Source organism: Streptomyces yunnanensis, assembly GCF_029011865.1.
Taxonomy (GTDB): domain Bacteria; phylum Actinomycetota; class Actinomycetes; order Streptomycetales; family Streptomycetaceae; genus Streptomyces; species Streptomyces yunnanensis.
Genome location: NZ_CP095749.1, coordinates 600,170 through 613,363 on the forward strand (window position 1 = coordinate 600,170; position 13,194 = coordinate 613,363).

A 13,194-nucleotide genomic window follows, 5' to 3' on the forward strand; every position below is an offset into this window, starting at 1 on the left:
ACGCCCCGGATTTTCGCGCACACCGATGTCAAGAAGCGCTCGACCGCTCCGACTCTCCGGCGACACGTCGAGAGAACAGGAAGCTTCAGACATGCGAGCCAACCGGGTGTGGTGGGGACTGGTCGTCCTCATGTTGCCGACATTGCTCGTCGCGATGGACATGACGGCATTGCTCCTCGCGCTGCCACAGCTGAGCGCCGACCTGGGGGCCACCAACCTCCAGCAGCTGTGGATCAGTGACAGCTACGGACTCATGGTGGCCGGCCTGGTCATCACGATGGGCACGCTCGGCGACCGGATCGGTCGCCGGCGACTGTTGATGATCGGCGGGGCGGCCTTCGCGGTGCTGTCCGTCGTGGCCGCCTTCGCGGTCGACCCGCTGATGCTGATCGTCACGCGTGCGCTGCTGGGCGTCGCCGGCGCGACCCTGGCGCCGTCCACCCTCGCCTTGATCACCAATATGTTCCGCGACGAACGACAGCGCGGGCGGGCCATCGCGATCTGGGCGACCTGCCAGTTCACCGGCGGCGCGCTCGGACCGGTGCTCGCCGGATTCCTGCTCCAGCGCTTCTGGTGGGGATCGGTGTTCCTGGTCGCCGTGCCGGCGATGGCGCTGCTGCTGCTCGCCGGGCCGGTCCTGCTCCCGGAGTTCCGCAGCGACCGGGCCGGCCGGCTGGACCTGGCCGACGTCGGGCTGTCGCTCGCTGCGGTGCTCCTGCTGGTCTACGGCATCAAGCAACTGACCGTCGAGAGCGTGCCCGTGGTGCCGGCGGTGGCCCTCGTCGTCGGCGCGGCCCTCGGATCGCTGTTCGTACGCCGGCAGTTGCGGCTGCGCACGCCGCTGCTGGACCTGCGGTTGTTGCGCAACCGCCCGTTCACGGCGGTGATTGTCGCGCTGGTCCTCGCCGGTGTCGCCATGGCCGGTACGGGCCTGCTGGTGACGCAGTACCTGCAGAGCGTGCTGGGCTTCTCACCGGTCATGTCGGCGGTGCTGTTCGCCCCCATGGGCCTGGGCGTGGCGGTCGGCACCATGGCCGCGCCGGCACTGACCCGCTGGATGCCGCAGACGACCGCGATCGCGGGAGGGCTGGTGGCCTCGGCCCTGGGCAGCCTGTTGCTGGTCGGCGTCGACGGACCGGGCGCCCTGCCGCTGGTGGTGATCGGCATCGCCGTACTGGCACTGGGCACCGGTCCGCTGTTCGCACTGGGCACCGGGCTGGTCGTCGGGTCCGTTCCGCCGGAGCGTGCCGGCTCGGCGGCGTCGATGTCGGAGACCGGCAACTACTTCGGCGGATCTCTCGGCTTCGCGCTGCTCGGTCTGGTGGCCGCGGTGGTCTACCGCAGTCGGATGGACGGCCTGTCCGACTCCCTGGCCGGCGCGATCGCCGCCGGTCAGCGCCTGCCCGCCGACCGGGGTGCGGAACTGCTGCACCAGGCGCGGGCGGCGTTCACCGCGAGCCTGCACCTCACCGGCGTCATCGCCGCTGTCGTCTTCGCGGGCTCGGCCGTCCTGGTCCACACCCTGCGGCAGACGAACCGGAGCACCCCGGCCACCCTCCCCACCTACGAGACGACCCGCTCATAAGGGGTTGGCGAACCCAGCCGAGCCTCACATCGGGAACGACCGCAGACGCACCTCTCCGGCCGGCCAGTTCACTCCGGACCGGAGGGGCGTCCACATGGTCCGCAGCGGCATCACCACGGGTCCCTCGGGTTGCTCGACCTGGACGTCCTGCGGCACCGGCTGCCAGCCGAGCCGCTGGTAGAGGGGGACGAGGGCCGGTCGGCAGAAGAGAAGCCCGTGCTGGGGACCCATGGTCCGTGCGTGGTCCACGGCTGCCGCCACCACGAGCCGTGCGAGTCCGCGCCCCCGCAGGTCGGACGCGACGGCCACCCCGCCGACGCCCACCACCTCCCTGTCCAGTCCCCCGATCGACAGGGGCAGCCTCAGCAGGCCGGCGTGGGCCACCAGGCGGCCTTCCAGCCTGATGCCGAAATGGTCTTCCTTGGGCAGCCACGTCAAACCGGCGTCCGCGACGCCGAAGGGGTCGGCGCCGTCGCCGAGGATTTCGTTCTGGTCGGTCGGCGTGTACCGGGCGAGGCGCGTCGCGGTCGGCGAGGCGGGAATCAGATCTTCGGTCATCCCCGCATGATCCATTTTGTCTGGGCTGCTGGCCAGCCGCAGCGTTCGGAACTCACACCATTCCGGGCAAGTCGTCTGCCCGACCCGGAAGTTGGGGCGTGAAGCCGGCCCGGGGCGCAGGCCAGCGCGGCCTGCTCGGGTGCCCGGGCCGACGAAGCGGGCCGTTCCTCGTGCGAGGAACGGCCCTTGTGTGAAATGTCCGGCATGCTGGCTCAGCCGCCGGCGCGCAGGTCAGCCGAGGCCGGCCAGACCACCGCCCTCGTCGCCACCTCCGAAGAGACCGCCCCCCGAGTCCCCGAGCGGGCCGTCATCCGGGCCGTCCTTGGGCTGGTGCTGCTGGGGGACGGGCGAGGCGGCCTGGGCCGGGGCAGCGGTTGCGGCGACCCCCACAACGGGAAGTGCGGCCAGCAGCGCAGCTGCCGCGATACGGGACGGGTTGAACATGGATCAGTCCTTTCGTCGTCGGCCATGACAGTGGATGCCTGTCCGCCTGCACCTGCGGTTGTCGGGACGGGACACCGAATCACCTGATCGGAGCCCGGCAGTACGCGGCAGGCGCGTTCCCCTCGGCGCAGACGGCGTAAGCCCGCGCGGGCCGTGGGCGGCGCCGCCACGAGGCCCGGCCGGTGGATAGGCTCGGCCCCTTCCGCGAGATCGCCGAGGCCCTGGTGCAGGGCGCCGAGGAGTCGTCGATGCAGCAGCCGGATCCGCGGTACGCGGCGCGGCTGGCCGCCTACGGAGCCGTGGCCACGCGCCTGTCCCTGCTGAGCGACCGTCGGATCGGCGCGGTGGTGGCCGACGCGGCGCCGCTCGGCTCCGGCGTCGGCGGCAGGTCGGCCGAGCTGGACCTCGACGGGACGCGGGTGTTCGTCAAGCGGGTCCCCTTGACCGACACCGAGTTGCGGCCGGAGCACGTGCGGTCGACGGCGAATCTCTTCGGGCTGCCGACGTTCTACCAGTACGGGGCGGGCTCCGCCGGGTTCGGGGCCTGGCGAGAACTGGCCGTGCACGTCATGACGACCAACTGGGTCCTGGGGAACGCGTACGAGGGCTTTCCGCTGATGTACCACTGGCGCGTTCTGCCCGACCCCCCTCCCGAAGGGTTCGCCGACGCGTTGGGGGGCATCGACGCGGCGGTCGCGCACTGGGAGGGCTCCGCTGCCGTGCGCGAGAGGCTGGAGGCCATCGGCCGGTCGTCGTCCAGCTTGGTGCTCTTCTTGGAGCACCTTCCGCGGACGCTCGGCGACTGGCTGCACGACCACCGGACCAGCGCGCCGGAGGGCGAAGCGGGCGCGCCGTACCCGTGGGTGGCGGATGCCCTGGTGCGGGGTGCGGCCTTCATGAGCGCGCACGGGCTCGTCCACTTCGACGCCCACTTCGACAATGTCCTGACCGACGGCCGACTGTTGTACTTCGCGGACTTCGGACTCGCCCTGAGCTCCGGCTTCGAACTGTCGTCGGCCGAGGCGGAGTTCCTCTCCGACCATCTCTCCTACGACCGCTGCCACGCGGTGAGCCATCTGCTCCGCCACCATCTGCCCGACGGGCTGCGCGGCGGCGGTGAGCACCAGGCGTTCCTGCGCGAGTGGATCGCAGGCAACCGGCCCGCCGGCGTCCCGCGCGAGATCGCCGCCCTCCTCGACCGGCACTCCCCAGCCGCCGTGATCATCGGCGAATTCCAGCACCGCTGGCTCACCGTGAGCAAGCGGACGCCGTTCCCGGCCGCCGAGATCGAGCAGGTCTCGGGCACCGGGGCCGCGGCGTCCCCCTGAGGCCGGGCCTGCGAGGAGGGCCGCCGGACGGGCGCCTCCCGGGCATCCCCGGGAGGCGGCGGGTGCGGGTCAGGTGCGGTCGCCGTGGGGGCTGTCGGCGAGGCGGGCCCGGATGCCGTCGAGGATGGCCTGGAGGCCGAACGCGAAGGTGTTGTCGGGTGCCGCGGAGTAGTCGGCGGCGGCCGGGGTGTCGAGGCGCGCGCGGAGCCGGGGGTACGGCCTGGCGATCTCGGCGGCGCGGGCCATGGTGTCGGCCAACTCCTGCTCGGCGTCCTTGCCGTTCTTGCTCAGCCGCCTGGTGAGGGACACCTGCGCGGCGGGGCCGAGGGCGCTGCCGAGCACGAAGAGGAGCACGGTGGCGGCGGCCCGGTCCGCGTCGGCGGGGGCGAATCCGGCCTTCTCGTAGAGGGCGAGGCTGTGCTCGTCGAAGCGGGCCTTGCCGGGTCCGTAGAGGAGGTGACTGCCGAATGCCTGCCCGAGCCAGGGGTGTCGGGTGAGCATGTCGTGCGTCCCGATGGCCATGGCGGTGGCGGCCGTCCGCCAGTCGGTGGTGTCGAGAGCGGGCAGTTCCACTTCCGCCCAGATCGCGTCGCCGGCCAGTCGGACCAGTTCGTCCTTGGTCTTGATGTGCCAGTAGATCGCCGTGGCGGCCGAGCCGAGGCGGGCTCCCAGGCTGCGCATGTTGAGGCCGTCCAGGCCCTCCTCGTCGAGCAACGCGATGGTGGCACGGACGATCTGGTCTGCGGTCAGGGTGTCTCGTGGCATGTCCGCAAGCTTACTTGAACTTAGTTCACGCACTCCCTTGCACAAAGTTCAAGAACGGCTCTAAGGTCTACTCGTACTTAGTTCAAGTGCCCGGAGGGGGAAACCATGTCACAGGACCAGTCGCTGTCCGCGTTCGTCGGGACGGCTGCCGAGGAATTCGACGTTCCCGGTGTCTCGGTGGGGGTGTTGAGGGACGGTCAGGAGTTCTTCGCGTCGCACGGCGTGACGAGCATCGACGATCCGCTGCCGGTCCACGAGCGGACGCTCTTCCCGATCGCCTCGGTGACCAAGACCTTCACGGCGACGGCCCTGATGCGGCTGGCCGCCGAGGGAAAGCTGGAGCTGACCGCACCGGTGCGTCGCTACGTCCCCGAGCTCCGGCTCGCCGACGAAGAGGCCGCGGCACGGATGACGGTGCTGAACCTGCTCAACCACACCGCGGGGCTCGACTGGCATCTGATCGACGGCGACGAGGGCGACGGCTCCCTGGCCGCTTTCGTGGCCAAGCTGACCGAGCTGCGGGTGATCGCGCCGCCCGGCACCCGGGCGTCGTACAGCCAGGCCGGGTACAACCTGGCCGGCCGGGTCATCGAGAACGTCACCGGCCTGTCCTTCGAGAAGGCGCTGGCCTCGCTCGTCCTGGAACCGGTGGGGTTGGCGAACACCTTCTTCGACCCGGACGACGTGATGGTCCGGCGGTTCGCGGTGGGGTACAACCGCGGGGCGGACGGGACGCTGCGGGCCGCGCAGCCCTGGAAGGCGTTCCGGGCCGGCACCCGCGGCAACAACCCCGGCGGAGGTGCCGTCTCGTCGGTGAGCGACCTGCTGCGCTGGGCCCGCTTCCACCTCGGCACCGGCGACGGCGTGCTGCCCGCCGAGGAGCTGCGCCGCATGCAGGAGCCGACGGTCCCGCTGCGCGCCAGCACGCTCGGCGACGCGTTCGGCATCTGCTGGTTCCTGCGCGAGGTGGACGGCGTGCACACGATCGGCCACGGCGGCTCGGGCAACGGCCAGTTCGCCGAACTGCTCATCGTGCCCGAGCGGAACTTCGCGGTGGTGTCCCTGGCCAACGCGGGGCCGGACGGCTACCAGTTCAACCAATCCGTCGTGCGCTGGGCGCTTGAGCACTACCTCGGGGTGGTGGAACGCGACCCCGAGCCGCTCCCCTACGACGCGGCGCGGGCGGGCGAGGCCGTCGGCCGCTACGAGATCGACGCGATGGACCTCGACATCGCCACCGACGGTTCCCGGCTCACCCTCGCGGTCGGGATCAAGCCGGAGATCCGCGCCGCCTCGGAGGCGGACATGCCCCCGGACTACCCGGCGGCCGGCATGGCCTTCCTGCCCGGCGACGGCGACGAGTACCTCGTCACCGAGGGCGGCCTGAAGGGGCAGCGCGGGTTCTTCACGCGCGACGAGGCCGGCGCCGTCGTGGGCGTCGACCTCGCCGGCCGGCTCTTCGGCCGGGCGCCGGAAGCCCCCTGATCAGCGGGGGCGGAACGGGTGACGTCCGGGGCGGCCCGCACCGGCCGACCCGGACGTCGCAGATCTCTCAGGCGAGGTCGAACCGGTCCAGGTTCATGACCTTGTCCCATGCAGCGACGAAGTCGTGCACGAACTTCTCCTTGGCGTCGTCGCCCGCGTACACCTCGGCGACGGCACGCAGCTCGGAGTTCGAGCCGAAGACCAGGTCGGCACGGGTGCCGGTCCACTTGACCGCGCCGCTCGCGTCGCGGCCCTCGAACTCGTCCTGCGCCGAGGACGTCGACTTCCACGTCGTGCCCAGGTCGAGCAGGTTGACGAAGTAGTCGTTGGTCAGCGTGCCCGGCTTGTCGGTGAGGACGCCGTGCTTGGACTGCCCGTGGTTGGCACCCAGGACCCGCAGGCCGCCGACGAGGACGGTCGCCTCGGGCGCGCTCAGCGTCAGCAGGTTGGCCTTGTCGAGCAGCAGGTACTCGGCCGGCAGGCGGTTGCCCTTGCCGACGTAGTTGCGGAAGCCGTCGGCGGCCGGTTCGAGCGCGTCGAACGACTCGACGTCCGTCTGGTCCTGGGCGGCGTCCACGCGACCCGGCGTGAAGGGCACCTCGATGTCGTAGCCGCCGTCCTTGGCCGCCTTCTCGACGGCCGCGCCGCCCGCGAGGACGATCAGGTCGGCCAGCGAGACCTGCTTGCCGCCCTGGGAGTTGAAGGACTCCTGGATGCCCTCCAGGGTGCGCAGCACCTGCGCCAGCTCGTCCGGGTTGTTGACCTCCCAGTTGCGCTGCGGCTCCAGGCGGATGCGGGCGCCGTTGGCCCCGCCGCGCTTGTCGCTGCCGCGGAACGAGGAGGCCGAGGCCCAGGCGGTCGAGACCAGCTGGGCGACGGTGAGCCCGGAGCCGAGGACCTGCTGCTTGAGGGCGGCGGTGTCCGCGGCGTCGATCAGCTGACCGGTGCGCTCCGGCAGCGGGTCCTGCCACAGCAGCACCTCGGAGGGGACCTCCGGGCCCAAGTAGCGTGCGATCGGGCCCATGTCACGGTGCGTCAGCTTGTACCAGGCGCGGGCGAAGGCGTCCGCGAGCTCCTCCGGGTTCTCGTAGAAACGCCGCGAGATCGGCTCGTAGATCGGGTCGAAGCGCAGCGAGAGGTCGGTGGTGAGCATCGTCGGGAGGCGCTTCTTCGACGGGTCGTGCGCGTCGGGGACGATCGCCTCGGCGTCCTTCGCCACCCACTGGTTGGCGCCGGCCGGGCTCTTGGTCAGCTCGTACTCGTACTCGAAGAGGTTCTTGAAGAACCCGTTGCTCCACTGGGTGGGCGTGGTGGTCCAGGTGACCTCCAGGCCGCTGGTGATCGCGTCGGGGCCCGCGCCGGTGCCGTGCGCGCTCTTCCAGCCGAGGCCCATCTGCTCCATCGGGGCGGCCTCGGGGTCCGGGCCGACCTTGTCCGCCGGGCCGGCGCCGTGGGTCTTGCCGAAGGTGTGGCCACCGGCGATCAGCGCGACGGTCTCCTCGTCGTTCATCGCCATGCGGCGGAACGTCTCGCGGATGTCGCGGGCCGCGGCGATCGGGTCCGGGTTGCCGTTGGGGCCCTCGGGGTTGACGTAGATCAGGCCCATCTGGACCGCGCCGAGCGGGTTCTCCAGCTCGCGGTCGCCGGTGTAGCGGGCGTCGCCGAGCCACTCGGTCTCGGGGCCCCAGTAGACGTCCTCCTCCGGCTCCCACACGTCCTCGCGGCCGCCGGCGTAGCCGAAGGTCTTGAAGCCCATCGACTCCAGCGCGACGTTGCCGGTGAGGATCATGAGGTCGGCCCAGGAGATGTTCCGGCCGTACTTCTTCTTGACCGGCCACAGCAGGCGGCGGGCCTTGTCGAGGCTGGCGTTGTCCGGCCAGCTGTTGAGCGGCGCGAAGCGCTGCTGACCGGCGCCGGCGCCGCCGCGGCCGTCGCTGATCCGGTAGGTGCCGGCGCTGTGCCAGGCCATCCGGATCATGAGCGGGCCGTAGGTGCCGAAGTCGGCGGGCCACCAGTCCTGCGAGGTGGTCAGCACCTCGGCGATGTCCCGCTTCACGGCCGGGAGGTCCAGGCTGTTGAACGCCGCGGCGTAGTCGAACTCCTCACCGAGGGGGTTCGCCACGGCCGGGTTCTTGGCGAGGATCTTCAGGTTGAGTCGCTCCGGCCACCACTGCCGGTTACCGCCCCCCTGGGTCGGGTGCGCAGCCCGCCCGTGCACCACCGGGCAGCCGCCCTCGCCCTCTACGGCCTGTGCGTCATGGTTCTCAGACATGGGAATCCTTCCGGATAAGGCGGATCACAGACTCAGCAACCGCCAGCAGTGGATCGACAACCGCCGGCAATGGAACATATCGGGGCACAGGCCCCGGGTGGGCGATCTCGGCCTCTTTGACCGGGAAGCCGTTGTCGTCGGTCGCGGTCGGACAGGGGGGCCTGACCGACGGAGCCATCGACGCCGTCGGCCGGTTCGCTACGGCACACGGGGCCGATCGCACTGGGTGCGCGGCCGGCCCGTACGCGACGCGAGGGGGGACATGGGCTGCCTGACGGCATGCACCGGCGGCGATCGCCTCGGCGCCGAGGTCGTCACCGTCCGTACGCCGGCGCCACACGCATGGGCGCAGCCTGCGGGCGGCCGACGCTCGCCTGTGCTGCGGCTGTCCGCGACCGGCGCGACAGGATTCGGGGGTGAGCGGACCCATGTGGTGAACCGTCACGTGCTTTCCCTGCGGTGTCTCGTCCCTTGGCTATCGCCAGAACCGATCCTACGATGGACTAGATCCAAGTCAATATGGCGACCAGATCCGTACGAATTCATTCGCCGGACGCTGCACGGTTAGGCTGGTGACCATGAGTGACCTGCTGGAACGACTTCGGGGACGCGGCTGGCGGATGACCGCCCAACGCCGGGTCGTCGCCGAGGTTCTCGACGGCGAGCACATCCACCTCACCGCGGACGAGGTGCTCGCGCGCGCCACCGACCGGCTGCCGGAGATCTCCCGCGCGACCGTCTACAACACCCTCGGCGAGCTCGTCTCGCTCGGCGAGGTGACCGAGGTGACCACCGACGGCCGCGCCAAGCGCTACGACCCCAACGCGCACCGCCCGCACCACCACTTGGTGTGCTCGCGCTGCGGCGCGATTCGCGACGTCCACCCCGAGGGCGACCCACTGGCCGACCTCCCTGCCTCCGAGCGGTTCGGCTTCACGGTCTCGGGTGTCGAGATGACCTATCGGGGCCTGTGCCCCCGGTGCGTCTGATCCGGTCCGCCCCCACCCCTCCCCCACTCGTTCCCCGCCGGGCACCGGCGCGTCGACGCCCACCCCAGTTCCTCCCCGGGGTGGGCGTGCCGCTGAGGGCGGCGTGCGGCTATGTGGTCGCCACGGCCTCCAGGGGGCTCAGGGCGGCCGCGCGGCGGGCGGGGACGACCGCCGCCGCCACGCCGATCGCGAGCGACAGCACGCACACCAGCAGCAGCGTTCCCCAGGGGAGCGCGAGCGTGTACTGCGCCACCGCGCCGTTGGCCAGTGCGCCGACCGCCCAGGCGCCGAACACCCCGCCCAGCAGGCCCAGGAGCGTGCCGAACGCGGCGATGGTCAGCGACTCCAGTCGGATCATGCGCCGGATGCCTGCGCGGTCCATGCCGATGGCCCGCAGCACGCCGATCTCCCGGGTGCGCTCCGCCACCGACATGGCCAGCGTGTTCACGATGCCCAGTGCGGTGATCACCAGGCCGAGGGCGAGCAGCCCGTAGGTCAGGGTCAGCAGGTTGCCGACGGTGCCGGCGGCCTCGTGGACGAGTGCCGCCCGGTCCTGGACCGTCAGCAGCGGGTTGTTGCCCACCGCGGTGCGCAGTCGGTCCTCCAGGGCGCGGGTGGCGGTGCCGTCGTCGGTCCGGATGAGGAGCCGCTGTACGGAGCCGGGCGTGAAGCTGTTCTTCTGCACCTCGGTACGGGCCCCCAGCGCGTCGTGGGCGACCGGGTTGTCCTGGTAGACACCGACCACGGTGTACCGCGTGGGGTGCTGGTTGCGTCCGATGTGCCCCTGGACGCGGTCGCCGGTGTGCAGGCCGTGCTCACGGGCGACGGCCTCGGAGAGGGCGATCCGGCCGGGGCCGAGGTCCTTGGCGGAGCCGCTGAGGAAGTGGAGCCTGAGGACGGTGTCCGCGGTGGTGGGGTCGATGCCGGAGATCTGCCGGACGTTGCCGCCGATGAAGAGCGTGGAGTCCGCCACGGCTGCGGCGGTGCGCACGCCGGTCGTGCCGGCCACTCGGTGCGCGGCGTTCGGATCGATGCTGGTGGTGGGGGTGCGGGTACCGATCACGTAGTCGGCGGCGAGGCCGTCGGCGGCCTGCCGGTCGAGGGCCTGACCGGTGGAGTTGCCGATGACCGCGAGCCCGGCGACCAGGGCGGTGCTGATCATCAGGGCGGAGGCGGTGGCCGCGGTGCGCCGGGGGTCGCGCAGCGCGTTCTCCCGCGCGAGCCGGCCGGTGACGCCGAGACGGCCGGTCAGTCGGCCGGTGAGCCGGATCACCGGGCCGGCGAGCAGCGGCGCCAGCACGATCATGGCGACGGCCAGGATGCCGCAGCCGAGCAGCGCGCTCTGGAGGTTTTCGACCGAGGCGTCCTTCGCCCCGGTGAGCGAGATCAGCAGCCCGACACCGAGGACGAGGAGGGCCAGGCCCACCGCGCCGCGGATCCGGGACCGGGTGCGGGACGGCGGCTGCTCGGTGGTGCGCATCGCCTCGATGGGCGCGATGGCCGCCGCCCTGCGGGAGGGCAGCCACGCGGCGAGCATCGTGACGCCCACGCCGACGCCGAGCGCGGCCAGGACCGGGCGCGGGCCGATCACCAGGGGCCCGTCGGGCAGCGTGTCCTGTGCGGTGCTCAGGACGTCGGGCAGTACGGCGGCGATGCCGAGGCCGAGCAGGAATCCGGCGGCCGAGGCGGCGAGGCCGAGCAGGGCCGCCTCGGCGAGGACGGAGCGGACGACCTGGCGGCGCGAGGCGCCGATGGCCCGCAGCAGCGCGATCTCACGGGTGCGCCGGGTGACGAGCATCGTGAAGGTGTTGACGATGAGGAACGAGCCGATGAACAGCGCGACCCCGGCGAAGATCAGCGGCAGTTTGGCGTAGCCGCGGGTCACGGTGTCGACGTAGGTGGCCTGTTGGGTGGCCTGGGCGGCGCCGCTGGTGGCCTCGGCCCGGTCGGGTGGGAGGACGGTGCCGACGCGGTCGGCGAGCTGGAACTGGTCGGTGCCGGGCGCGGCGGACAGGTCGATGCCGGTGTAGTGGCCCGGGGAGGCGAACAGCCGCTGGGCGGTGGCCTTGTCGAACAGGGCGAGGGTGCCGCCCGCGGTCACCCGGGTGTCCTGGGTGGTGACGATGCCCACCAGACGCTTCGTCATCACCGGGCCGTCGGTGGCCAGGGTGATCGGGTCACCGAGGGTGAGGTGCCCGGCCTCGGCGGTGCCGCTGTCCACGGCGAGTTCGTCGGCGTCGCGGGGGGCGTGGCCCTCGACCAGCGGGTACCGGCTGTCCCTGCCGTCCTTGCCCGGTACGTAGGCGCCGGCCAGATTCGCCCAGGACTTGCCGGCCCTGAGCGGCGTGCCGTCGGCGGCGTTCAGGGTGGCCGAGCCGTCGACCGACGGTCGCACGGCGGCGATCCCGGGCACGGCGGCGAGCTTCCTGGCGAGGGCGTCGTCGAGGACGTCGGCGTGCCGGGACGCGGCGGATCCGGGCGGGGGGTCGTTGGGGGTGACGGTGACCGCGATGTCCGCGTAGTTCTTCGACGCGGCGGCGCGGTAGGCGGCCGCGGAGGAGTCCGCGAAGACAAGGGTGCCGGAGACGAACGCGACACCGAGACAGACCGCCAGGGCGGTCATGGCCAGACGGGCCTTGTGCGCGAGGACGTTGCGCAGGGTGGTTCGCAGCATGGGGAGCTTTCGGGAGCGAGGAGGCGCCGGAGGGGTGCGGCGTGGGCGCGCAGGGCCCCGGGCGGAGGGCGGGGTGTGCCGGGCGGTGCCCGGGACGGCCGGTGTCAGCGGGGGCTGTCCTGGGCCTCGAACCGGAGCATCCGGTCCAGTACCGCGCCGGGGGTGGGCGCGGGCAGTTCGTCGACGACCCGGCCGTCGGCGAGGAACACCACCCGGTCCGCGTGCGCGGCGGCCACCGGGTCGTGGGTGACCATCACCACGGTCTGCCCCAACTCCCGTACCGAGTCGCGGAGGAAGCCGAGCAGCTCGGCGCCGGACCGGGAATCGAGGTTCCCGGTCGGTTCGTCGGCGAAGACGATGTCGGGCCGGGAGACCAGCGCGCGTGCCACCGCGACCCGCTGCTGCTGGCCGCCGGAGAGTTCGGCGGGCCGGTGGCCCAACCGGTCGGCCAGGCCGACGGTGGCGATGACGGTCTCCAGCCAGGCCGGGTCGGGCTGCCGTCCGGCGATCCGCAACGGCAGCGTGATGTTCTCCAGTGCGGTGAGGGTGGGCAACAGGTTGAATCCCTGGAAGACGAAGCCGACCTTGTCCCGTCGCAGCGCGGTGAGTTGACGATCCGTCAGCCTTGCCAGCTCGGTGTCGCCGATGCGGGCCGAACCGGAGGTCACCTTGTCCAACCCGGCCAGGCAGTGCATCAGGGTGGACTTGCCGGATCCGGAGGGGCCCATGACGGCGGTGAACCGGCCCCGGGCGAACTCGACGGACACCTCCTTCAGCGCGGTGACCTGGGTTTCCCCCTTCCCGTACACCTTGGTGAGGCCGGTGGCGCGGGCGGCCGGTTCGTCGACCGGAGCGCCGGGGGAAGGAAACTGCTGCGACATGTGTACTCCGCCTGGGGTGCGACGGTCCGCGGCCAGGGCGCCGCGGACCGGGGGAACCCCTCCATCCTCACCGGCCTGAGCTGCGCAAACGTCCTTCTGGAGGCCGGAGTTGAGCTCTGTCGAAAGCAGGGGTCGGGCGGGCCTTCCCTGCCTTTGGGCCCAGGCAGGGTCGGTGGGGCTCTTCCTTTGGGGAGAGGTGCGGGCGGCCCGGAG

At 71.8% G+C, this 13,194-nt stretch carries 10 protein-coding genes; 4 read left to right on the forward strand and 6 right to left on the reverse strand.

From position 1 onward, the window contains the following. Positions 1–91: 91 nt before the first annotated feature. Positions 92–1,585 carry an MFS transporter gene (locus MOV08_RS02695; RefSeq protein ID WP_275306017.1) on the forward strand — a complete coding sequence of 498 codons (1,494 nt, stop codon included), beginning with the start codon at positions 92–94 and terminating at the stop codon, positions 1,583–1,585. Between the two features lie 24 nt (positions 1,586–1,609). On the opposite strand, the gene MOV08_RS02700 is transcribed toward MOV08_RS02695, so the two are convergent. Both MOV08_RS02700 and MOV08_RS02705 read right to left on the reverse strand, forming a co-directional pair. Next, positions 1,610–2,143, reverse strand: coding sequence for a GNAT family N-acetyltransferase (locus MOV08_RS02700; RefSeq protein ID WP_039629183.1), 534 nt, complete (start codon positions 2,141–2,143; stop codon positions 1,610–1,612). A 231-nt stretch (positions 2,144–2,374) separates the two neighbouring features. Next, positions 2,375–2,587 carry a hypothetical protein gene (locus tag MOV08_RS02705; protein ID WP_039629185.1) on the reverse strand — a complete coding sequence of 71 codons (213 nt, stop codon included), beginning with the start codon at positions 2,585–2,587 and terminating at the stop codon, positions 2,375–2,377. A gap of 248 nt (positions 2,588–2,835) precedes the next feature. Here MOV08_RS02705 and MOV08_RS02710 point away from each other — a divergent pair, with 248 nt between their 5' ends. Next, positions 2,836–3,915 carry a protein kinase family protein gene (locus MOV08_RS02710; RefSeq protein WP_275311683.1) on the forward strand — a complete coding sequence of 360 codons (1,080 nt, stop codon included), beginning with the start codon at positions 2,836–2,838 and terminating at the stop codon, positions 3,913–3,915. A 69-nt stretch (positions 3,916–3,984) separates the two neighbouring features. Here the strand turns inward: MOV08_RS02710 and MOV08_RS02715 are convergent, their stop codons facing one another. After that, positions 3,985–4,680, reverse strand: coding sequence for a TetR/AcrR family transcriptional regulator (locus tag MOV08_RS02715; protein ID WP_275306019.1), 696 nt, complete (start codon positions 4,678–4,680; stop codon positions 3,985–3,987). Positions 4,681–4,785: 105 nt separating this feature from the next. Here MOV08_RS02715 and MOV08_RS02720 point away from each other — a divergent pair, with 105 nt between their 5' ends. Beyond that, positions 4,786–6,165, forward strand: a complete 1,380-nt coding sequence (locus MOV08_RS02720) for a serine hydrolase domain-containing protein (protein ID WP_275306021.1) — start codon at positions 4,786–4,788, stop codon at positions 6,163–6,165. Positions 6,166–6,232: 67 nt separating this feature from the next. On the opposite strand, the gene katG is transcribed toward MOV08_RS02720, so the two are convergent. After that, positions 6,233–8,437, reverse strand: a complete 2,205-nt coding sequence (gene katG, locus MOV08_RS02725) for a catalase/peroxidase HPI (protein WP_039629191.1) — start codon at positions 8,435–8,437, stop codon at positions 6,233–6,235. 578 nt (positions 8,438–9,015) lie between these two features. Here katG and MOV08_RS02730 point away from each other — a divergent pair. Beyond that, the gene (locus MOV08_RS02730; RefSeq protein ID WP_078876167.1) at positions 9,016–9,426 is read left to right on the forward strand and encodes a Fur family transcriptional regulator; all 411 of its coding nucleotides are present in this window, start codon (positions 9,016–9,018) and stop codon (positions 9,424–9,426) included. Positions 9,427–9,535: 109 nt separating this feature from the next. Here the strand turns inward: MOV08_RS02730 and MOV08_RS02735 are convergent, their stop codons facing one another. Continuing rightward, a complete protein-coding gene (locus tag MOV08_RS02735; RefSeq protein ID WP_275306022.1) occupies positions 9,536–12,100 on the reverse strand; it encodes an ABC transporter permease in 2,565 nt (854 codons plus the stop codon). Positions 12,101–12,204: 104 nt separating this feature from the next. Then, positions 12,205–12,981 (reverse strand): ABC transporter ATP-binding protein, encoded by a 777-nt coding sequence (locus MOV08_RS02740; protein WP_275306024.1) that lies wholly within the window; start codon positions 12,979–12,981, stop codon positions 12,205–12,207. Positions 12,982–13,194 lie beyond the last annotated feature (213 nt).